The following is a 22720-nucleotide window of genomic DNA, read 5'->3' as shown; positions in this document are numbered from 1 at the left end:
GGAAGGGAGGCTGACGTGACCGTCTCGGAGATCGACCGCCTGCACTCGCAGCTCAGCCGACTCGAGGACATGTTCCCGGGCTACCGGTCGGAGATTGTCGAGGGCGCCCTCATGATGAGTCCGGTCAAGCCACACCACAACGAGACCATCTGGGAGGTCAGGGACGCTCTGAAGCCCCAGTTGCCAGACGGGTGGGGGTTCATCAGCGACGTGGCCATCCCGTTTGACGAGAGCAATGAGTTCTGCCCGGACCTCGCGGTGATCCCGAAGGGTGAGGTGAGGAAGAACCTCAGTGCGTACTCTCCTGAACTGCTGGAACTTGCTGTCGAGGTGGTCTCCCCGAGCAGCGTGCGCAACGACTACGAGGTCAAGGTCCGGGCGTATGCGGCTCGTGGTATTCCCCACTACCTGATCTTCGATCCGTACAAGGCGCACTGCATGACGTTCTGGAACCCCGGTCCGGAGGGGTACCTCGGGCGGGATGTCATCGCATACGGGGGGAAGGCGGTTGTGGACACGGGTCTCGGCCGTTTCACGATCGACACGAGCGGCTTTCCGGTCGATCCCAGCGTCACACCTTGATGTTCTCAGGCGACCGGGCCCGGCGCTGCCGCCCGGCCCGGTCGCCGCCGGAAGCCGAACGCCGCCGCCACGCCCGCGACCAGTCCGAACAGGTGGCCCTGCCAGCTCACGTCCGACTGGGTGGGCGATATGCCGAGCAGGATGGTCGAGCCCCACACCAGGCCGATCACCAGGCCCACGCCGATGTCCAGCGCCTTGCGGTCCACGAAGCCCCGCACCACCAGGTAGCCGAAGAGGCCGAAGACCAGGCCCGACGCGCCCGCCGTGTTGCTGTACGCGGGCGACACGAGCCAGACGCCCAGACCGTCCACCGCGATGATCATCGCGGCCACCGCGAGGAAGCGGCGGATGCCGCCGAGCGCCGCGAGGAAGCCGAAGACCAGCAGCGGGACCGTGTTCGCCGCCACGTGGCCGAAGCCGAAGTGGAGGAACGCCGCCGGGACGACGTCCCGCAGCTCCTCGGCCTCCCGCGGGGAGATCCCGTACGGGTCCAGCGCGTGGCCGGTCAGCACGTCGGCGACCTCCAGCAGCCACAGCAGGGCGATCCAGCCCGCCATCAGCCACGCGGCGGCCCTCACCCGGTCCGCCCCGGTCCACTCTCTCGCCGTCGCCGTGCTGCTCCGCATCGCGCCCCCCGTGGCTGTCGTGCGTCCCACGGTGGGGAAACGCGCGGCGGACCGGGCCGGTTCCCCGGCGGACCGTGCGGACCCCCGCGCTCCGGCGGGCGGATAGGCTCGTCGGCGTGGAGCCCGTACCGGTGGTGGAAGAGCAGCAGGCAGTGCGGCAGCGGCTGCCGTGGGTCGTCGGGGTGTCCGGGGCGTCCGGCACACCGTACGCGGCGGCCGTGCTGCGGGGGCTGCTGGCCGCCGGGGAGAGCGTGGACCTCGTCGTGTCGCGGGCCTCGCGGCTGACGCTGCTGGACGAGACGGGCATCGCGTTCCGGGACGCCCACTGGCGGGAGGACCTCGCGCAGTGGCTGGCGCGGGGGGCGGACGGCGCGCCGCGCGCCTTCGACGTGGACGTGGCGGGCGCGGACATACGGCACTGGGCGGCGGGCGACCTGGCCGCCGGACCGTCCTCCGGCTCGTACCCGGCCAAGGGGATGCTGATCGTGCCCGCCTCCACGGCGTGTGTGGCCGGGGTGGCGCTGGGGCTGTCGAAGGACCTGTTGCAGCGGACGGCGGGTGTGACGCTCAAGGAGCGGCGCCCGCTGGTCGTCGCCGTCCGGGAGACGCCGCTGAACGGGCCTGTGCTCCGGCAGCTGGTGGCGCTGGACGAGGCGGGCGCCGTGGTGCTGCCCGCCTCTCCGGCGTTCTACGCGGGGGCGACGCACATCCAGGACCTGGTGGACTTCGTCGCCGGCCGGGTGCTGGACGCGGCGGGCGTGCCGCACGGGCTGTACCGCCGCTGGAAGGGGGAGCTCGGTGGCTCCCGCAAGGACTGACCGGCCGGGCCGCCCGGGGCCGGGTCGTCCGGCGGGCGGGCCCGCGGCCGGTGGGGCGGGTTCCGGTACGGGGCCGGATCCGGTGCGTGGTGCGGTGGGCTCAGTGCTTGCGGCCGCGGGCCCGGCGTGCGCGGCCGCCGGTCGCGCCGGCTTCCTCCCACACCGGGGTCTCCCGTCGCACGACGCGCTCGGACGGGGCGAAGCTGCTGACACGCGAGCGGCTGGCCTGCTCCTGCAGGTAACGCATCTGGGCGTAGGCCATCTCGATCGTGTACACGGTGGGTGTCATCTCCTCAGGGATCGTCGTTGATCGACTGAACGCACCACAGGGTCACAGATTCTCAGGTCGTTGACCCTGCTTCGCCTTAGATTCTACAGTAGAACTTGCGGTATCGCTGAACAATGGAAGGCTTCAGGTATATGGACGCCGTGGACAGGCAGCTCATCCAGGCTCTGCGCGAGAACGGCAGGGCCTCGTACGCCGAGCTCGGCCGGCTCGTCGGGCTCTCCGGGCCCTCCGTCACCGACCGCATCAACCGCCTCGAAGCGGCCGGGGTCATCACCGGTTACCGCGCCACGGTCGACGCGGCCTCGCTCGGGCTGGGCGTCACCGCCCTCGTCGGCATCCAGCTCTCCGACGCCGCCGACCACGAGGACGTGGCCCGCCGCCTCAAGGACCTGTCGGAGATCGAGGACTGCTGGTTCATCGCGGGCGACGACTCGTACATGCTCAAGGTCCGGGCCAACGACGTGGACGGGCTGGAGAAGATCATCCGCCGTCTCTCCGGCACCAAGGGCGTCTCCCGCACCCGCACCACGATCGTGCTGTCCACGAAGTGGGAGAACCGCGTCGGCGAACTGCCGGACGAGGTCTGACGCCCCGCACACCACGGGGTCGCGGGGCCCGCGAGGCGGGGGAGTACGGTGGTGGAGCCCGAAGGGGCACCGAATGGCGGAAGACGTAATGGGAGGCGGCCTGATGGACGCGGGGCTCAAGCGCGAGCTGGAGGAGAAGGTCCGGTCCGGTGAACGGCTGACCCGCGAGGACGGCATCGCGCTGTACGCGTCGGACGACCTCGCCTGGCTCGGCGGCCTCGCCCACGAGGTGCGCACCCGCAAGAACGGCGACGTCGTCCACTTCAACGTCAACCGCCACCTCAACATGACGAACGTGTGCACCGCGTCGTGCGCCTACTGCTCCTTCCAGCGCAAGCCGGGGGAGAAGGACGCGTACACCATGCGCATCGAGGAGGCCGTGCGCCTCGCGAAGGCGATGGAGTCGGAGAACCTCACCGAGCTGCACATCGTCAACGGGCTCCACCCGAACCTGCCGTGGCGCTACTACCCGCGCTCGCTGCGGGAGCTGAAGAAGGCCCTCCCGAACGTCTCCCTGAAGGCGTTCACGGCGACGGAGATCCACCACTTCGAGACGATCTCCGGCATGACCGCCTCGGAGATCCTCGACGAGCTCATCGACGCCGGCCTGGAGTCGCTCACCGGCGGCGGCGCGGAGATCTTCGACTGGGAGGTGCGCCAGCACATCGTCGACCACCGCACCCACTGGGAGGACTGGTCGCGCATCCACCGCCTGGCGCACGAGAAGGGCCTCAAGACGCCGTGCACCATGCTGTACGGCCACATCGAGGAGCCCCGCCACCGCGTCGACCACGTCCTGCGCCTGCGTGAGCTGCAGGACGAGACGAACGGTTTCCAGGTCTTCATCCCGCTGCGGTACCAGCACGACTTCGTGGACATGCAGGACGGCAAGGTCCGCAACCGCCTCCAGGCCCGCACCACCATGGCCACCGGCGCCGAGGCGCTGAAGACGTTCGCGGTCTCCCGGCTGCTCTTCGACAACGTCCCGCACGTCAAGGTCTTCTGGGTGATGCACGGCGTCCAGACGGCGCAGCTCGCCCTCCAGCACGGCGCGGACGACATGGACGGCTCGGTCGTCGAGTACAAGATCACGCACGACGCGGACAACTACGGCACGCCGAACAAGCTGACCCGCGACGACCTGCTGGAGCTGATCCGCGACGCCGGCTTCCGGCCGGTGGAGCGCAACACCCGCTACGAGGTCATCCGTGAGTACCCGGGCCCGGACCCGGACCGCCGCGAGTCGCCGCAGCCGATGCGGCTCTGAGCCGGACGCCCGCGCGGGCGGCGGCACGGCCGGTACGGTCCGGCCCACCACGAGGCGGCCGGGCCACCCGGCCGCCTCGCCGCGCAACGGGACGGGACGGGCCGCGTTCCCCGCGCCCGTACGGCCGGGTACGGTCCGCCCACCGGCCCACCGGCCCACCGGCCCACCCGCCCACCGGCCTCGGGCGTAGGGCCGCCCGTGTCGCGCTTCGCGTCCGTCCCCGCCCGGCGGGCCGCGCCCGCACCCGTACCGGCCGGTCGCCCGGACCTCCGGCCTTCGGACCGCCGCCCGCGGACCGCCGCCCCGGTCTTCCGCCCCACCTCCCCACCCGGCGGGCCGCACCCGCCCGCGCCCGCACTGCGGACCGGGCCGCCCCCGCGGCGCCGGGGGTGACGGGCGGGCCGCAGGGGGTACCCGCCGCGCATGGCGAGCACCGCGAGCAGGCAGCGCCCCGAGGACGCGTACACGGCGGCGCCCTTCGTGCCGGAGGGCGCCGGCCTGGCCGAACTGCGGGAGGCCGCGGGCGGCTGCCGCGGCTGCCCCCTGCACGAGGCCGCCACGCAGACCGTCTTCGGCACCGGCGGCGCACACGCCCGCGTGCTCCTCATCGGAGAGCAGCCCGGCGACCAGGAGGACCGCCAGGGCAGGCCGTTCGTCGGGCCCGCGGGCCGCGTCCTCGACCGGGCCCTCGCCGAAGCCGGCATCGACCCGGACGACGCCTACGTCACCAACGCCGTCAAGCACTTCACGTACGCCCACGTGCCCGAGCGCGGCAAGCGCCGCATCCACAAGGCGCCCACCCTCCGCGAGACGACCGCCTGCAAGCCGTGGCTCGACGCCGAGGTCCGGCTCGTCGACCCGGACGTCCTCGTCGCCCTCGGCGCCACCGCCGGCAAGGCGCTGCTCGGCTCGTCCTTCCGGGTCACCCGGCAGCGCGGCCTCCTCCTGCCGTACGAGGAGCGCGGCGACTGCCTGGTCGCCACCATCCACCCCTCCGCCGTGCTCCGCGCCGGCGACCGCGACCGCGAGGCGGCGTACGCGGGCCTGGTGTCCGACCTGGCGGTCGCCGCGGAGGCACTCCGCTGAGCGGCCTATCGTCGAGGCATGCCGCTGAACTTCGTCCTGGACCCGCCCGTCGACCAGCACCTCCGTGACGGTGTCCTCACCCTCTGGACGGACGTCACCAACGCCGGCGGGGCCGTCGGCTTCGTGCCGCCCGTCACCCCGGAGGACGTCCGTCCGCAGTGGGTGCAGCACCTCACCGCCCTCGCGGACGGCCGTATGCGGCTGATCGCGGGCTACGACGAGGAGCAGCGCGTCGCGGCCACCGCCTTCGTCGCCTTCAACAACCACCGCCTGATGCAGCACTGGGTGTGGCTCTACACGGTCATGGTCCACCCCCGGCACCACGGCACGGGATGCGGCCGCGCGCTGCTCGCCGCCGCCGAGGCCGCCGTGTGGGACATGCCGGGCATCGAGGCGATCCGCCTCAGCTGCCGCGGCGGCATGGGCTTGGAGCGGTTCTACGCCTCCTGCGGCTACAAGGAGGTCGGCCGCGTCCCCGACGCGATCCGTCTCGGGGACGGCGAGTACCGCGACGACATCCACATGCTGCTCCCCGTGAAGTGATCGGACCGCTCCCCCTGAAGTGATCGATACGGCACGTGCTTCACTAGTCGGACAGGACCAGTCAGCACGTCGGGTCGCCACGCGCGGTCCCGGGGCCGTACGGAGAAGGAAGGACCCGCCGTGTCCGCCACCCCCACCAGGTCGAGCGCCACCGTCAAGTACACCCTCATGCGCTTCGGCGTCTTCGCCGCCTGCTTCGTCGTCCTGTACGCCCTCGTCGCCTTCGGCCTGGTCCCGCGCGGCCTCGGCAACTCGAACGGGCTGTGGGTGCTGCTGCTGTCGATCGTCGTGTCCGCGCCGCTCAGCTACGTCCTGCTGCGGCGCCAGCGGGACGCGATGTCGGCGCAGATCGTCGAGCGGGTCGACAAGGCGAAGGAGCGGCTGAACGCCAACCGCGCGCAGGAGGACCACGCGTAGCGCTATCGCGTTCGTCACACGCGGCACCAGCGTTCCGGGCACCCCGGGACGGGAACACGGCTCCCGTCCTGGGGTGTTGCACATTCCAAGGTCGAAGCCGGACCCCATCCCCTGAAAGTACGCCTTTGAGGCTCTCAAAGTTCAGGTGTTAACGTTCAGAGCATGAAGACCGCAGCGCGCCTCCCGTACCGGGCCATGAGCACCCCGCTCGTGGCGCGCCTGCACGTCGACCTCTGCCGCTGTTTCTCCGCGGCGTGTCGCGGCCTGAGGCCCTGAGGCCCTGCCTGCCCCGGCCCGGCTCTCCCCGGCGGCGCCGCCCCGAGCGCGCGGGCGCCCCGCAGCACCCTTCCCCCGTACGTCCCCCTCGCGCACTACTGGAGTGTGTCCGTGTCCGCGCGCCCCCTCGCCAAGGTGCCCTTCTGGGCCCAGATAGTCGCCGGTCTCGTCCTCGGTGTGGTCCTCGGCTGGATCGCCCGCAGCTACGACGTGACCTGGCTCTACACCACCCTCGACAAGGTCGGCCACATCTTCGTCCAGCTGCTGAAGCTGGCCGTCGCCCCGCTGGTCTTCTTCGCGATCCTGGTGTCCGTCACCAACCTGCGGAAGGTCGACAACGCCGCCCGGCTGGCCTCCCGCACCCTCCTCTGGTTCATGATCACCTCGCTGATCGCGGTCGCGATCGGCCTGGCCATCGGCCTGCTGACGAACCCGGGCGCCGGCACGGGCCTGACGCCGATGGACGGCAAGAAGCCGGAGAACGCCGGCTCGTGGCTGGACTTCCTGACCGGCATCATCCCGACGGACGTCATCACGCCGTTCACCGAGCTGAACGTCCTGCAGATCGTCTTCATGGCGGCCGTCGCCGGCATCGCCGCCCTCAAGCTCGGCGACAAGGCGCAGCCCGTCCTCTCCCTCAGCGAGTCCGTGCTGCAGCTCCTCCAGAAGGCCCTGTGGTGGGTCATCCGCCTCGCCCCGATCGGCACCACCGGCCTCATCGGCTACGCCATCGCCGAGTACGGCTGGGACCTGATCGGCAAGTACGCCACGTTCACCGCGGACGTCTACATCGGCTGCGCCCTCGTGATCTTCGGCGTGTACCCGCTGCTCCTCGCCACCGTCGCCAAGGTCAACCCGCTCCAGTTCTTCAAGGGTGCCTGGCCGGCCATCCAGCTGGCCTTCGTCTCCCGTTCGTCGGTCGGCACCATGCCGGTGACGGTCCGCGTGACCGAGCGCCTGGGCGTGCCGAAGGAGTACACGAGCTTCGCGGTGCCGTTCGGCGCGACCACCAAGATGGACGGCTGCGCCGCGATCTACCCGGCGCTGGCGGCGATCTTCATCGCGCAGATCTTCAACGTCGAGCTCGGCATCCAGGACTACGTCCTGATCGCCTTCGTCTCCGTCATCGGCTCGGCGGCGACGGCGGGTCTCACCGGCGCGACGGTCATGCTGACCCTGACCCTCTCCACCCTCGGCCTGCCCCTGGAGGGCGTCGGCCTGCTCATGGCGATCGACCCGGTCCTCGACATGGTCCGCACCGCCACGAACGTCGCCGGCCAGGCGCTGGTGCCGGTCGTGGTCGCCGCCCGGGAGAAGATCCTCGACCTGGACGCGTACAACTCGGCGTCGGCGTCCCCCGTGGACGACCCGGAGCCGGCCGCCGACCGCGAGGCCGTGGCCGCGGCCGCGTAGGGCCCGACGCCGCGGAGCGTCGGCGCCGCGCAGGGCGGCGGCGGAAGACACCGCCGCCCGAGACGGCCTGACGCCCCCTCATCTGCGGTCCGTGCCCCTCGGCGCCTCGGCGCCGAGGGGCACACCCATGCGAAACCGCCCAGTAGTCTGTCGCCATGGACACCAGGGCCAAGCGCCTGCCGCGTGAGGTGCGGGAGCAGCAGATGCTGGACGCGGCGGTCCGCGTCTTCGGCCGCAGGGGCTACCAGGCGGCGTCGATGGACGAGATAGCCGAGGCGGCGGGGGTGTCCAAGCCGCTCGTGTACCTCTACCTCACCTCCAAGGACGCGCTGTTCAGCGCGTGCCTCCGCCGGGAGGCGTCAGCGCTCCGGTCGGCGATCGAGCAGGCGGCCGCCGACGCCCGCCGGTCCCCGGAGCGCACCCTGTGGTCGGCCCTGCTGGCGTTCTTCAGCCACACCGCGCAGCACCCGGACGGCTGGGCGATCCTGCACCGCCAGGCCCGCACGCACGGCGAACCCTTCGCCGCGGAGGCCGCGTCGCTGCGCGCGGAGATCGTCGCGTACGTGGCGACGCTGGTCACCTCCCACGCGAAGGTCCCGCAGCGGGTGGCGGCCCCCCTGGCCCACGCCCTGGCGGGCGCGGCCGAGTCCCTCGCGGACTGGGCGAACGAGACGCCCGGCACGTCCGCCCACGACGCCGCGACCACCCTGATGACCCTGACGTGGCCGGGTCTCTCCCGCCTCACCGCGGAAGCGCCCTGACCCGTGCGGCACGTACGGATCACCCCGCTCCCCGACGGGTACGGGTACAACCTGGACCCGCAGCCCTACCGGGACGCCCTGCCGGGCCTGCTCGACGCGCTGCCCCGGGGGCGCGGCGCTTCGCGGCGGACCCGGGGCACTACGACTTCACGGGCCCCCGCTGCGTCAAGGACCTGACCCTCGCCCGGTCGACGCTCACCGACAGCGAGGGCACGCTCACGCTGGACCTGGCCTTCGCGCCCAACGAGTGGAAGCACCCGGACGCCCTGCATCTGCGGTACGCGGACGTGCGCGCCTTCCGCCCGGACGCCGACGAGCCCGACGGCCTCCTCCCCCGGCTGGGCGCCCTGCAACTCGACGAACTCCTCCCGCACCGGACGGGCGTCTCCCATGAACTGGCCTTCGTCTGCGGCACCCTGACCGTCCACGCCGCCGACCTGACGGCAGCCTGGCACTGAACGCCGACTCCCCCGGCCGGTGGTTCCGGTCGGGGGAGTCGCGCCCTGGGACGTGCGGGGTCAGCCGATGGCCTGGTAGCCGGCCCAGCTGGTGCCGACGGATTCCTTGATGAGGTAGAAGGCGGTCGTCGAGGTGAGTCCGATCGCCCGGCCAGGGTAGACGCGTGCCGGGCCGGCGGCGAACAGCGCGATGACGTCGGGCACGCCGTCCCCGCTGATGTCCGGGGTCCCCGTCACGATGGGCAGCGCCGAGCGGGACCAGCCGGACGGGCCGTACGTGTCGAGCTGCCCCGCGGAGGCCGCCTTCGTGCCGATCGACGCCAGGTCGAGGCCGCCGCCCGCCGCCTTCTTGCCGTACCGCAGGTGGAGCTGCCCGGTCGGGTTGTTCCGGTACACGAGGTCGGGTGCCCCGTCCGCCGTGACGTCCCCGACCTGCACGAGGTCGCGCTCGCTCCACGATTCGCCGGTGAGGTGCGTGGCCTTGGCGAAGCTGACGCCGGTGTAGCCGGTGAAGGCCCACAGGTCCGCGCCCGCCAGGGCCAGCAGGTCGGACCGCCCGTCCCCGGTCACGTCGCCGACGGCGAGGATCTGCCGCAGGGACGCCGGCGAGGGTGCGCCGGAGGGCAGCAGCACGTCCACCCGCCGGGTGACGTCGAAGCCGCCGTACCCGTCGCCGGGGTACACGTACAGCTTGCCGTCGGGCATCCGTGCCACCAGGTCCTGGATCCCGTCGCCGGGGAGCCAGTCGCCGTTGTGGGTGATGAGCGCCCCCGTCCAGTAGCCGTCGGCCACGAGCTGGGCGGAGCCGTCGGCCGTGTCGGTCGTGTACGCGGCGGGCATGGACGTGTGGAGCCGGTCGCTGCCCCTGGCCCTGGCGTGCAGGGCCAGGTTGCCGTCCGCGTCGACGGTGTACAGGTCGGGCACCTGGTCGCCGGTGACGTCCATGGGGGTGTCGGACACCGGCGCGGGCCGCACCTGGAAGGTGTACACGGTCGCCCGGGAGATGTTGCCGGTGCCGTCCACGGAGCGCACGTACAGCGCGGTGGGCCCGGCGTGCGGCGGGGTGAGCGTGACGGTCACGGGTCCCCCGGTCGCGGCGGTCCTGGACGCGAAGGCCGTGGTGAAGCCGTACTGGTACTCCTTCACGTCCGTCGACCCGGCCGGGGAGAACGTGAACGTGCCGGAGCCGCCGAACGTCACCGTCGACCAGACCGAACCGTCGTCACCGGACGGAGGGAAGGTGTCGGACACGACCTCGGGGCTGTTGGGTGCGGCATGGTCGACGGTGAACTGGCACGCGGAGCCCGTTTCGGCGGGCCCCCACCGGGCCGTCTCCCCGAGCGTGTCGACGGGCATCGCCTCCCATGAGTAGGCCTTGCCGCTGGTGAACTTCGACCACGGGTACGTCGCCGTGACCGTGCCGCTGCTGTTCGGCGTGAGCGTCTGGTGGACGACGGCGGAGGTGGTGGAGTCGCTGCCGCTCGGCCAGACCTTCAGGACGATGGACTTCAGGTTGCCGTCCGGGTCGCTGGCCGTGACGGTGAAGGTGATGTCCGACTTGCCGATGCCGGGATACGGGGCCGTGTAGTCGCACGTGCCGCCCGGGTAGGTCTTCATCGCCGACGCCTTGGGGGAGTTCGGCGGGCGGTTGTGGGTGACCTCGATGTACGGGGCGTTCTCGCCGTTCGCCGTGAACTTCTTCCAGGCGTAGGTGTCGCTCTCGTTGGCGGCGCGGAGCCCGAGGGTGAGGGTGCTCCAACTCCGGTCGGCACCCTTCTGGGCCGCCGAGGTGATGTTCAACGCCGTCCATTGGTCGGGGCAGTCTGCGCTGTATCCGTAGCCGTTGTTCTTGCTGTCGAGCACCTCCCCCCACGTCGGCTGGTTCTTCCAGGTGCTGGAGGAGGAGATGGACCCGGTCAGGTGCAGGTTGAACTGCCGGGCGCCGCATCCCCAGGAGTAGACCTGGCGGGCGCGGAAGTACGCCTTCTGGATCTTCGTGCCGTGCAGCGCCTGACCGAACTCGAAGGTGAAGACGGACCGGGAGAGGCCGCCCGTCGTCCGCTCGTACCCGACCCGCGCCTCGTTGGCGCCGTCGTTGAAGTTCTGCCCGTTCCAGAAACTGGAGGAGGGGTATTTCGCGTACAGCGTGGTCCAGTTGAGTTTCCGCCCCTTGAAAGAGGGGTCGATGAAGACGGGGTACACGGTGCCGGGGTCCGCAAGCATCCTGTCGGCGCCCAGGAGGTCCAGTTCGCCGTTCGCCCCGAGGGCCGCGTCGAGTACGGCGTCACGGGTCCCCGGCTGCGGGCCCGCCAGCCCGGGCAGGGCCAGGGAGGTGCCGCCCGCCGCGGGGTCCGGCGTCGGCGCCGGCTCGCCGAGGGTGGTGCGGACCGGGGCCGAGGAGTCCCACATGTACGGCGTGGGCGAGGCGGCGAACTCCTGGCCCTCGCCGTCCCGGGCGCTGACCGCCTTGGACTCGGGGTCCATGACGAACTTCAGCGTGGGGGAGGCCAGGCGGTAGGAGAGCCGGTCGAGCAGCGGGTCCTGCGCGGCCTCGCGGTTCTTCACGACGAGGACGTGGGAGAAGCCGCTGTCGCGCGCGGTGAGCAGCAGGTCGATGCCGGGCCGCACGTCCTCGTACAGCGCCCGCGGACCGCTGACCACGGGTTCCGGCAGCTTGCCGGGCCACTTGACGACCATCCGGTGCGGCCCCGTGGTGAGCTGCACGAGGTCGCTCCAGGGGCCGGGGTCCTCCTCGGCCGTGCGGTCCGCCGCGCCGCGGACCAGGGCGGTGCGCGGCACGGAGCGGGCGGCACGCTCGTCCTTCCTCCCGCTGCCCGCGCTGAAGAGCAGCGGGTCGTTGACGGCCTTGGGCGCGTACCCGCCGTCGACGCGCCGGAGGTCGGTGTCGACGGGCTTCCACTCCCCGTCGACCTCGGCGCGGATCGAGGAGCTGTGGATGCGGGTCCGCAGCAGGCCGTCGGGCTGGGCCCAGGTGGTGGAGCCGGCGCTGTGGTATGCGGTGACCTCGACGTCCTTGCCGGTGCTCCGGGCCTTCCGCATGGCCGCGTCGGCGGTGACCGGCTGCTCGGGGTCGGCCTTCGCCGTCTCGGGGCGGTCGGAAGGAGCGCCGGCGTCGGGGTCCTGTCCGGTCCGTACGCCGAGGGGTACGGCCACGGCGACCGCCAGGAGGGCCGCGAGAGTGGCGTAGCGACGGTGCTTGCGGCTGCGCTTCCCCGGCGCGGCGAGCGGATCCGGTGGGGATGCTGCCGCTCCGGGTCTCGCCTCCGATGGCGTGTTCTCGTCGCTCTCCACAGTATTTGAGGCGGCGTCCATGACTTCCTTTCCCCCCGGCGGGCGCCTGATTGTCGTGCGGCCCTTCTGGAACTCCTGCCGACACGCAGATGTGTGCCAGCAGAGCATGAACCATGTTCACGGTTTCGTCACGCCCCTTTCGAACAGGGGTGGCTGAGAACCGGAGCATCGGGTGGCGGCGTCCCTGAGGGTGGGGGCAGGGAGGCCAATTCGCTGTACGGCGGGAGGTGGATGCCTCCGGTAGGGCGTTTCACACTCAAACCGGGCAGCCGGTGAGCCCCTTTGTGCTGATAGAACGGCAAGATCCTTAGAAAAGTCGATCACGGTGACATGTGCAGCGATGTGCCGCGACGCCCCATCAACTCGCCTTCACCCTTTGCCTGTACATCCATCACGTGATTGAGGTCACAGCTGTTCGAGGCTTGTGGATTTCACGTTCACCGCGCCTGCACAATCAGCTGGCTATTTGTCGTTTTCCCCGCGGGCCCATCCTCTGGCGGCACGCGGTGGAAGTGGGGGGTCACATGTCCTCGTCCGTTTCAGGACGCACCTTCCGCGTGCCCGAAAGCCTGAACCGGCTTTCCCCGCACGTGGTTTCGCGAGCGGCGTCGCGCTGGTCGAGCGCAGCGCTACGCCGCCGCAGACGCGCCGCGCGCGCCCGCCGCCTCGGCGTGGCGCTCTCGGCCGTGCTCGCGGCGACACTGCTGCCCGCGGAAGCCTGGGCCATCGCACCCCCGGCCCCCCGCACCGGCCCGGCGCTGGGCGCCCTCCAGCAGGAGGAGCCGGTGGATCCCGACCAGGCCGAGATGGAGGAACTCAGCGCCTGGTCCGGCTCAGCCGTCGAGCCGCCCACCGTGTTCGACCCCACGGCCGCCACGCCCCCCGCGGGCGGCACCGCACCCGTCAGCCTGGACGGTGCGGGTGAGGACCTCGTGCCCGTCGGCACCCTGCCCGTCAGCATCGGCAAGGCGTCGCCGACCGAGGCCGAGCCGACCCCGCCGGCTCCCAGCGGCACCTGGGACGTCGCCGTCGAGCCCCGCACCAGCACCGAAGCGGCGGACGTCGACGGCGCCCTCATCACGGTCACCCCGCCCGAGACCGGATCCACACCGGTCGACATCGAGCTGGACTACGGCCAGTTCGAGGACCTGTTCGGCACCGAGTGGTCCTCCCGCCTCAAGCTGACCCAGCTCCCCCAGTGCTTCCTCACCACGCCCGAGCTGGAGGAGTGCACCACCCCCGTCGACGTGCCCAGCAGCAACGACCCGTCGGCCGACACGGTCCGCGCCACCGTCGACCCGGCCGCGAGCCAGGCGCAGGGCCTGTCCACCCAGTCCGGCGGCGGTCCCGTCGTCCTGGCCGCCACCGACTCGGCGGCCGGCGCGGGCGGCACGTACAAGGCGACCCCGCTCTCCGCGACCGGCACCTGGTCGGCGGGCGGCAGCAGCGGCGGCTTCTCCTGGACGTACCCGCTGACCCTCCCCGAGCCACCGGCCGGCCCCGCACCGAAGATCGCCTTCTCCTACTCCTCCCAGTCGGTCGACGGCCGCACCTCCGTCGCCAACGGCCAGGCATCGTGGATCGGCGACGGCTGGGACTACCACCCGGGCTTCATCGAGCGCCGCTACCGCTCCTGCGACGACGACCGCTCCGGCACCCCGAACAACGACAACAGCACGCACAAGAAGAAGTCCGACCTGTGCTGGGCCGGCGACAACGTCGTGATGTCGCTCGGCGGCGCCGCCACCTCCCTCGTCCGCGACGACGCCACCGGGAAGTGGGTCGCCCAGAACGACACCGGCGCCCGGATCGAGTACAAGGCCAAGGACGGCAGCGCCAAGGCCTCCCAGACCGGCAAGTACGACGGCGAGCACTGGGTCGTCACCACCCCCGACGGCACCCGCTACTGGTTCGGCCGGGGCACCCTGCCCGGCCGCGCCACCGCCACCAACTCGACGGCCACGGTCCCCGTCTTCGGCAACCACAGCGGCGAACCCTGCCACGCCACCGCCTACGCCGACTCCTCCTGCACCCAGGCATGGCGCTGGAATCTCGACTACGTCGAGGACGTCCACGGCAACGCCATGATCGTCGACTGGAAGAAGGAGCAGAACCGCTACGCCAAGAACGAGAAGTTCGCCCAGGCCGTCTCCTACGACCGCGACAGCTACCCGACCCAGATCCTGTACGGCCTGCGCGCCGACGACCTGGACGGCGCCCCCGCGGGCAAGGTCGTCTTCAAGACCGCCCAGCGCTGCGACGAATCCGCCACCTGCTCCGACGCGAAGTTCGAGTCCAAGAACTACCAGGACAAGCAGCCCTGGTGGGACACGCCCTCCACGCTCCACTGCAAGGTCGGCGCCAAGAACTGCTACATCACCTCCCCGACCTTCTGGAGCCGCGTCAAGCTCGTCGAGGTCGAGACCCACGGCCAGCGCACCCCCGGCTCCACCGCCCTGTCCCCGGTCGACACCTGGACGCTGAAGCAGTCCTTCCCGAAGCAGCGCACGGACACCCACCCCCCGCTGTGGCTGGAGTCCATCACCCGCACCGGCCACAACCGGCCCGGCTCCCCGGAGGAGGTTGCCGACAAGGCCCTGCCACCGGTCGTGTTCCTCCCGAACGTCGAGGAGATGCCGAACCGGGTCGCGAAGAGCGCCACGGACGAGACGCCGGACTTCGACCGCCTGCGCGTCGAGACGATCCGCACCGAGACCGGCGGCGAGATCCACGTCGACTACTCCGACCACTGCCCCGTCGGCACCGAACACCCCTCGCCCGCCTCGAACACCACCCGCTGCTTCCCCGTCCACTGGTCGGCGGACGCCGAGGCGTTCACCGACGAGCGCATGTCCAAGGACGGCTACAAGCCGCCGGTGGAGTGGTTCAACAAGTACGTCGTCGAGGCGGTGACGGAGAAGGACCGCGTGGCCCGCCAGCCCGACGTCACCACCACGTACACCTACGAGGGCGGCGGCGCCTGGGCCAAGAACACCGACGAGTTCACCAAGCCCGCCCTGCGCACCTACGACCAGTGGCGCGGCTACGCCGGCGTCGTCACGAAGAAGGGCGTCACCAGCGCCGACCAGACGGCCCACGACGCCACCCAGCAGTCCCAGACGCGCACCCGCTACTTCCGCGGCATGTCCGGCGACGCCGGCCGCGACACCGTCACCGTCAAGGACTCCACCGGCACCGAGACCCTCGGCGAGGACCTCCTGCCGTACCAGGGCATGCCGGCGGAGACCCTCACCTACACGAAGGCGGGCGGCACCCTCGTGTCGCGCACGCTGTCGTGGCCGTACGGCAAGGAGACCGCCTCCCGGGCGCGCACCGGCCTCCCGGCCCTGAAGGCGTACCGCGTCGCCACGTCCCGCACGGACACCGTCGAGACCATCAGCGAAGGCCGCACCCGCACGCAGCGCACCCAGCTGACGTTCGACCCGACGTACGGCGTGACCCTCACCGCCCAGACGCTCACGCTCACCCCGAACGGCACGGGCGGCATGACGACCGGCGACGAGAAGTGCACCACCACCTCGTACGTCCACAACACCGCCAAGCACCTCATCGGCCTCCCGCACCACTCCCGCACCACGGTGGGGACCTGCGCCGAGGCGGCGACGGCGACCGGCACGCAGATCATCTCCGCGAAGCGCGTCTCGTACGACGCCCTCGCCGCCTTCGGCACCGCCCCGGTCAAGGGCCTGCCGTTCCAGATCGACACCGTCGACGCCGACGGCACGGGCTGGGTCACCTCGGCCCGTACCGTGTACGACGCGCTCGGCCGCAGCACCAAGGTCACGGACGCGGCCGGCCACGCGACGACGGTCGCCTACACGCCCGCCACCGGCCCGGCGTTCCAGACCGCCTCCACCAACACCGCCGGACACACCACCACGACGGCCCTCGACCCGGCCCGCGGCACCGCCCTGTCCGTCACCGACGCCAACGGCCGCAAGACCACCGGCACGTTCGACGCGCTCGGCCGCGCCACGGAGGTCTGGTCGCCGTCCCGCACTCAGGGCACCGACGCGGCGTCCGCGAAGTTCGAGTACCAGATCGAGGACAACAAGGTCCCGTCGGTACGCACGCTGGTCCTGCGGGACAACGGCACGTACAGCGACACCGTCGAGATCTACGACGGCCTGATGCGCCCCCGCCAGACCCAGACGGAGGCGCTCGGCGGCGGCCGGATCATCACGGAGACGCTGTACAACGCGAACGGCACCGCCAAGGAGACCCGCCACGGCTACCTGGCGGAAGGCGAGCCGGAGACCCAGCTCTTCGCACCGCTGTCGCTCACGCAGATCCCGAACGCGACCCAGACCTCGTACGACGGCCTCGGCCGCCCGCTGCGCGCGACCACCCTGTACGAGGGCGACCCCCAGCACTCCTCCACGGTCGCCTACGCAGGCGACTGGACCCTCACCCGCTCCGGCATGTCGGCCGTCGAGGCGACGACCCCGCTGTCCGGCAGCCGCGCCGCGCGCACGTGGACGGACGCGCTCGGCCGCACCACGAGGATCCAGCACTTCACGACCACGGACCTCACGGCGATCACCGGCACGCAGCCCGCCGCCGGCACCGAGCCCGAGGACCCGCCGGCGAGCATCGACACGTCGTACGCCTACGACCCCCGCGGGCTCCTCTCGCAGGTCACCGACGCCGACGGCAACAAGTGGACGTACACGTACGACGTGCGCGGCCGCATGACGTCCTCCACGGACCCGGACGTCGGCGCCGGCTACTTCGGCTACGACACACTGGACCGGCAGACCTGGACGAAGGACTCGCGCGACCGTGCCCAGTACACGTCGTACGACGTCCTCGGCCGCCAGACGGAGCTGCGTGACGACTCGCCGACGGGCCCGCTCGTCGCGAAGTGGACGTACGACACCCTGCCGGGCGCCAAGGGCCTGCCGGTGGCGTCCACCCGCTACAACGAGGGTGCGGCGTTCACGTCCGAAGTCACGGGCTACGACCAGGAGTACCGCCCCACGGGCACCCGGATCACCATCCCGTCCACGCCCATGACGACGGGCCTGGCGGGCACCTACACGTACGGCAGCACCTACACGGCCACGGGCCTCCTCCAGTCGGTGGACCTCCCCGCGACCCCCGGCGGGCTCGCCGCGGAGAAGGTCATCACCCGCTACGACGGCGAGGGATCGCCGCGCACGACGTCCGGTCTCGCCTGGTACACGGCGGAAACGGTCCTGAACCCGTTCGGCCAGGTGCTCCGCACCGCGTCGGGCGAGGCCCCGAACAGGGTGTGGTCGACGTCCTTCTACGACCAGGACACCGGCCGGCTCGTGAAGTCGACCACCGACCGGGAGACCCTCAACCCGAGCCGCCTCTCGACCCTGACGTACGCGTACGACACGGTCGGCAACATCACGTCGGTCTCGGACACCCAGTCGGCGACGAGGGTGGACCGCCAGTGCTTCGCGTACGACCCGATGGGCCGCCTGGCCCACGCGTGGACGGCGAAGACACCCGGCTGCCCGCGCACCTCGCCGGAGCAGGGCGCCGGCCCCGACCGCGCGGACGTCTCGCCCAGCGTCGACGGGGCGGGCTACTGGCACTCGTACGCGTTCGACGCGATCGGCAACCGGACGGCCATGAAGGTCCACGACCTCACCGACGAGGCTCTGGACGACGACTACACGTACACGTACGGCACGAAACTCGCGGCCCCGCTGCCCACGGAGACCCGGCAGCCGCACACCCTCACACGGGTGAACGCGACGGTCCGCACCCCGGGCCAGACGGTGACCTCCCAGTCGACGTACGCGTACGACGCCTCGGGCAACACGACCGAGCGGGTCATCGGCGGCGACACGCAGGCCCTGGCCTGGGACCGCCGCAACAAGCTCACGTCCGCCGACACGGACAACGACGGCACACCGGACGTGAAGTACCTGTACGACGCGTCCGGCAACCGCCTGGTCGAGGACGACGGCACGACCCGCACGCTGTACCTGGGCGAGGCGGAGATCGTGGTCACGACCGCCGGCACCCCGGTGGACGCCCGCCGCTACTACGCCCACCCGGGCGCGCCCACGACGGTCCGCTCCACGGGCGGCAAGGCGACGGGCCACAAGCTGACGCTCGTCCTGACGGACCACCACAACACCGGTGAGACGGCGGTCGACCTGGCGGCCGGCCAGGCGGTGACCCGCCGCAAGTTCGACCCCTACGGCAACCCGCGCGGCACCGAACCGACCACATGGCCGGACCGCCGCACGTTCCTCGGCGTCGGCATCGACGACCCGAAGACGGGCCTGACCCACATCGGCGCCCGCGAGTACGACGCTTCGACGGGCCGGTTCATCTCGGCGGACCCGATCATGGATCTGACGAACCCGCTGCAGATGAACGGGTACACCTATGCGAGCGCCAACCCGCTGAGCAACTGGGACCCGTCGGGCCTCTTCGAAATCACGGGCTGCGAGCGCGGCTGCAGCGACGGCAAGGGCGGCGGCTACCACGACTCCGTCACCAAGAACGGACAGGGCCACACGGTCTACAAGACCACTTCGGTAACCGTGAAGTCGACCAACACGAGCCACACCACCGTGAAGGTCACGACGTCGTACAACGCGGCCACGGGGAAGAAGCGGATCGGCCTCAACACTGACCAGAAGCATAGGACGTGTCCCCGGTCCTACGGCGACTGCCTAGAGTGGAAGCCTGTATCAGCCAGGGCAATCGACATGGAGCAAGTCCATGCGGCACTTGAGCTAGGCGGCTTCATCCCCTTCGCGGGAGGCTTCGCCGACGGCCTCAACACTGCTCTCTATGCACTGGAAGGGAACTGGGCCGAAGCGGGCTGGGCTCTGGTCGCCGTAGTGCCCGTCATCGGTGACGGCATTGCGACGGCACGTAAGATCAAAAGGCGAACTGACGGCGCCGGTGATGCCTCCAACAGGGGGCCCACGATATGCCCTACCGCTGTCGGCGGTGACAGTTTCGTCGCAGGCACCGAAGTCCTGATGGCTGATGGGTCGACCAAACTCATCGAGGATCTCCAGACCGGGGACGAGGTCGTCGCGACCAACCCCGAGACCGGCGAGACCGCGGTCAAGACCGTCACCGCCACAATCCTGACGGAGACCGACAAGTCCTACGTGGATGTCACGGTGTCCACGGAAGACGGCGCGCGGACCATCGTCACGACGGACCACCACCCCTTCTGGGCCGAGTCGGAGAATGCCTGGCTCGACGCCGGCGAGCTCAAGCCCGGCATGAAGCTCCGTACGGAGACCGGCACCACGGTTTCCGTCACCGCCACCCGTTCCTACGAGGCCCGCCAGAACACGTACAACCTGACTGTCGCGGACCTGCACACGTACTATGTGCTGGCGGGGACCACTCCGGTCCTCGTTCACAATTCCAATGGATGCATTCACGCGTCCGTTGCATACCAGGATTGGGCCACCAAGGGGGCCCATATCCACATCGGGAAGAATGAGGTAAGGATCTTCCCGAATGGTCAAGGCGGGATTGGGGCTGAAGGTATTCGCCTTCGGTCCGGGACGGCTAGTCCGAAAGAGGTTCAGAAGGTTCTGGATGAGATTCATTCGAATCCGAGCCTCAGGGCCGACATCATCGAGAAGGCCAAGTCGGCTCGCGCCAGTATGAATGCTGGAGAGTTTGGCATGCAGTCCAATCGGGCAGCCGAGATACACTTCCTCATCAAGGCATTGGAGAAGATGGGGTGACTGGTCTGAGTTTCTTCAGCGATGTGTCCGTGACTGGTCAAGTTCGAGGGTTGGGGTTGGGGTCCAGTCCCGCTCAATGGGAGCAGGCTCTCGGCGACGGCTACGTCGATGACGTGCGCAAAGGCCGCATGCGTCGAGACTATGGTCTCGTGGAGCTGTCATTCCTGCGATCCGAAGGATCATGGGATTGTGTCGGGATTAGTATCCAGGTGCACCGATTGCCGCTGCCTCACGGAGATGTGATTCCTGAGTCGCTATTCCGTGCGTATGGAGCCTTCCCGGATCGAATCTCATTCTCCGGCTTGATGCAATCTGTCCTTGAAGTCGGTATCAGAGTGGAAGTGATCGAGGATGCTACTCGATCGCGCTATAGGAGATTCTGGATCCCTGAATCCCGCGCACTCATTCACGTGATAGATGAGCGTTTGAGTGAGCCTGGAATTCCGGCGCCAGGGGATGTGTGGTCCATTGCCCTGTCGCGTGACGCGGAGATTTGGAAGGCCCCGCTTAAATAGATCACTGTTGTTCTTCCGCTACACGGACAGGCGCCCCACCAGTTCTTTGGTGGGGGGCCTGCGGCGTCCTGACGGCAACGATGACGGCAACGTCAGCGGACGACGGCTGCGGCAGGCGGGTCGTCAAGGTCGTCGTCCTGGCCGCCAAGGGCGTGGCCCAGGGCATCGATGGCGTCACGCTGGAGTCTGAAAGAGCGTTTTGTCCCGTCGGGGGTGTTTGGTAAGTCGCGCGGTGTCAGCGGGTTGGGGCCACGCACGGAAGCGTGTGAGTATCCGCCCGTGGAGTGCGATGTGTGTGGAAGGGCGATGTGGCGATGGCCGGTGCAGCCGGCTGTGTTGGAAGAGGAGATCTGGTCCTGTTCCTGGTGCCATGCCGTCACGCATGTGGGTGGCGAGTGGTTCGAGGTCTCGCGGCCGCCGTACTTGCCCGTGGGGATGCGCTGGGAGAGGGCCGTCGCGGACGGCCTTTGCGACGACGTCGCCCACGCCTTTGGCGTCTTTGACAGGACGCTGTGCGGAATCCAGGTAGCAGGCATGTCGCCTTCGGACCACTGGTGGCTGCCGGATCGGGAGAACGCCTGTGGCGCCTGCCGGGAGGTGGCGGGTGTCATCGATGACCGCTGGCCGCAGGCCATGAGGGGCGAGGACGCGCGGGTCAGCGTGGCCCGGCGGCTATGAGTCCTTCCAGTTTGGAGTCGACTCTCTGGTGAGCCTGCGGCTCATCAGATCGATCATCGCGATGCGAATCATTGCTTCGGAGCGGTGCGGGTGGGTTTCGTAGTCGCGGGCGAGGCGGCGGTGGTTCATGAGCCAGCCGAAGGTTCGCTCGACGACCCAGCGCCGCGGGATGACCTTGAAGCCCTTCTGGCCCGGGTCGCGGCGGGTGACCTCGACGTCGATGCCGAGGATGGCGCCGTGTTCGATGGCCTTGGTTCGATAGCCGGTGTCGGCCCATGCCTTGGTGATCGTGGGGTGGGCCTTGGAGATGTGGGAGAGCAGGTGGATGCCGCCGGCGTTGTCGGAGACGCTGGCCGCCGTGACCCAGACCGCGAGGAGGAGGCCGAGGGTGTCGACGCCGATGTGGCGCTTGCGTCCGGCGATCTTCTTGCCCGCGTCGATGCCTTGCCCGGCGGTCGGGACGTTGGCGGAGGTCTTGACGCTCTGGGCGTCCAGCACGCACGCGGTCGGTTCGGCGTCCCGGCCTGCGGCCTCTCGAACTAGCCGGCGGAGCAGGCCGTTGAGCTGGTCGAACACGCCGTCCTTCTGCCAGGCGGCGAAGTAGCCGTAGACGGTTTCCCACGGCGCGAAGTCGTGGGGAAGGTAGCGCCAGGGGATCCCGGTCCGGTCCACATACAAGACCGCGTCCATGATCCGGCGCAGGTCGTGTTCGGGTGGCCGCCCGATGTCCAGGCCCTTCCCTCTCCGCTCGGCCCGCCAGGTCGACAGAATGGGCTCAAGCAGTTCCCATCGGGCATCGGACAGGTCACTCGGATACGGCCGCTGTCGGGACACGTTTCGATAGTCCCGTCGGCAGACACGCAGCCACAGGGCGCAAACAGAGGTGACTGGGGGCGCCTTGGGATCAGACAGGAGCGAACGGGCGGAAACGGCTCCGTCGATCGAGTCAGCCGTCTCTCACATCACGGATAGCGACCCTAGCCTCAGCAGTCCCAGCCCACTCAGCCACCCATACGGCCGTCAAACACCCCCGACGGGACAAAACGCTCTTTGAGACCGCGTTTGAGATCTCACTCATTGACGTGTGAGAGTCGTCGGGGGCCGGGTCGGGTTGCCGGTCGGCCGCGGGTGAGTCGGCGGACCATGATGCCGATCATCGCCCAGCGGATCATGGTCTCGGAGTGGGCGGGCTGCTGTTCGTAGTCCCGGGCGAGGCGGCGGTGTGCGGTGATCCATGACAGCGTCCGCTCGACCGCCCAGCGCTTGGGCTGGACCTGGAAGCCCTTCTGGCCGGGGTCCTTGCGGATGATCTCCAGCTCGCGGCAGAGGACTGAGGCTGTCCAGTCGACCAGGCGCCCGGCGAAG

Annotated in this window: 16 protein-coding genes and 1 pseudogene; 12 read left to right on the top strand and 5 right to left on the bottom strand. The window is 70.2% G+C overall.

The window, feature by feature from the left end:
* Positions 1 to 15 precede the first annotated feature (15 nt).
* A complete protein-coding gene (locus BJP40_RS20410) occupies positions 16 to 582 on the top strand; it encodes a Uma2 family endonuclease (RefSeq protein WP_071268605.1) in 567 nt (188 codons plus the stop codon).
* A gap of 5 nt (positions 583 to 587) precedes the next feature.
* Here the strand turns inward: BJP40_RS20410 and BJP40_RS20405 are convergent, their stop codons facing one another.
* A complete protein-coding gene (locus BJP40_RS20405) occupies positions 588 to 1208 on the bottom strand; it encodes a rhomboid family intramembrane serine protease (RefSeq protein WP_071281604.1) in 621 nt (206 codons plus the stop codon).
* A gap of 116 nt (positions 1209 to 1324) precedes the next feature.
* On the opposite strand from BJP40_RS20405, the gene BJP40_RS20400 reads away from it, so the two are divergent.
* Entirely contained in the window at positions 1325 to 2026 is a 702-nt protein-coding gene (locus tag BJP40_RS20400) for a UbiX family flavin prenyltransferase (RefSeq protein WP_226962517.1), read from the top strand.
* Between the two features lie 100 nt (positions 2027 to 2126).
* Here BJP40_RS20400 and BJP40_RS20395 read toward each other — a convergent pair whose 3' ends face one another.
* Positions 2127 to 2315: a hypothetical protein gene (locus BJP40_RS20395; protein ID WP_071281603.1), complete on the bottom strand. Its 189-nt coding sequence runs from the start codon at positions 2313 to 2315 to the stop codon at positions 2127 to 2129.
* 131 nt (positions 2316 to 2446) lie between these two features.
* Here BJP40_RS20395 and BJP40_RS20390 point away from each other — a divergent pair, with 131 nt between their 5' ends.
* The 8 genes from BJP40_RS20390 to BJP40_RS33690 all read left to right on the top strand — a co-directional run bounded on the left by BJP40_RS20390 (position 2447) and on the right by BJP40_RS33690 (position 9123).
* A complete protein-coding gene (locus tag BJP40_RS20390; RefSeq protein ID WP_071268608.1) occupies positions 2447 to 2902 on the top strand; it encodes an Lrp/AsnC family transcriptional regulator in 456 nt (151 codons plus the stop codon).
* Between the two features lie 103 nt (positions 2903 to 3005).
* Positions 3006 to 4169 (top strand): aminofutalosine synthase MqnE, encoded by a 1164-nt coding sequence (gene mqnE / locus BJP40_RS20385; protein ID WP_071268613.1) that lies wholly within the window; start codon positions 3006 to 3008, stop codon positions 4167 to 4169.
* A 423-nt stretch (positions 4170 to 4592) separates the two neighbouring features.
* On the top strand, positions 4593 to 5255 hold the full coding sequence (locus tag BJP40_RS20380; RefSeq protein ID WP_071281602.1) for a UdgX family uracil-DNA binding protein: 663 nt from the start codon (positions 4593 to 4595) through the stop codon (positions 5253 to 5255).
* Positions 5256 to 5273: 18 nt separating this feature from the next.
* The gene (locus tag BJP40_RS20375) at positions 5274 to 5798 is read left to right on the top strand and encodes a GNAT family N-acetyltransferase (protein ID WP_071281601.1); all 525 of its coding nucleotides are present in this window, start codon (positions 5274 to 5276) and stop codon (positions 5796 to 5798) included.
* 168 nt (positions 5799 to 5966) lie between these two features.
* Complete coding sequence (locus BJP40_RS20370) at positions 5967 to 6215, top strand: DUF4229 domain-containing protein (protein WP_071271304.1); 249 nt, start codon at positions 5967 to 5969, stop codon at positions 6213 to 6215.
* A gap of 381 nt (positions 6216 to 6596) precedes the next feature.
* Entirely contained in the window at positions 6597 to 7904 is a 1308-nt protein-coding gene (locus BJP40_RS20365) for a dicarboxylate/amino acid:cation symporter (RefSeq protein ID WP_071281600.1), read from the top strand.
* Between the two features lie 155 nt (positions 7905 to 8059).
* The gene (locus BJP40_RS20360; RefSeq protein WP_071281599.1) at positions 8060 to 8665 is read left to right on the top strand and encodes a TetR/AcrR family transcriptional regulator; all 606 of its coding nucleotides are present in this window, start codon (positions 8060 to 8062) and stop codon (positions 8663 to 8665) included.
* Positions 8626 to 9123, top strand: coding sequence for a hypothetical protein (locus BJP40_RS33690; protein ID WP_143065979.1), 498 nt, complete (start codon positions 8626 to 8628; stop codon positions 9121 to 9123). The genes BJP40_RS20360 and BJP40_RS33690 overlap by 40 nt, the downstream gene beginning before the upstream one ends.
* Before the next feature lie 60 nt (positions 9124 to 9183).
* Here the strand turns inward: BJP40_RS33690 and BJP40_RS20350 are convergent, their stop codons facing one another.
* Positions 9184 to 12456, bottom strand: a complete 3273-nt coding sequence (locus BJP40_RS20350; protein ID WP_177204431.1) for a DNRLRE domain-containing protein — start codon at positions 12454 to 12456, stop codon at positions 9184 to 9186.
* A gap of 665 nt (positions 12457 to 13121) precedes the next feature.
* On the opposite strand from BJP40_RS20350, the gene BJP40_RS20345 reads away from it, so the two are divergent.
* A complete protein-coding gene (locus BJP40_RS20345; protein ID WP_256220783.1) occupies positions 13122 to 20162 on the top strand; it encodes a polymorphic toxin-type HINT domain-containing protein in 7041 nt (2346 codons plus the stop codon).
* 848 nt (positions 20163 to 21010) lie between these two features.
* Entirely contained in the window at positions 21011 to 21355 is a 345-nt protein-coding gene (locus tag BJP40_RS20340; RefSeq protein ID WP_256220782.1) for a hypothetical protein, read from the top strand.
* On the opposite strand, the gene BJP40_RS20335 is transcribed toward BJP40_RS20340, so the two are convergent.
* Positions 21350 to 22189, bottom strand: a complete 840-nt coding sequence (locus BJP40_RS20335) for an IS5 family transposase (protein WP_071281595.1) — start codon at positions 22187 to 22189, stop codon at positions 21350 to 21352. The genes BJP40_RS20340 and BJP40_RS20335 overlap by 6 nt on opposite strands.
* A 236-nt stretch (positions 22190 to 22425) precedes the next feature.
* A pseudogene (locus BJP40_RS20330) lies at positions 22426 to 22720 on the bottom strand (hypothetical protein); the annotation flags it as partial.

It is taken from the genome of Streptomyces sp. CC53 (assembly GCF_001865245.1).
GTDB lineage: Bacteria > Actinomycetota > Actinomycetes > Streptomycetales > Streptomycetaceae > Streptomyces.
Note: the sequence above shows the minus strand (reverse complement) of the source record. Positions and strands in the feature narration are given on the sequence as shown.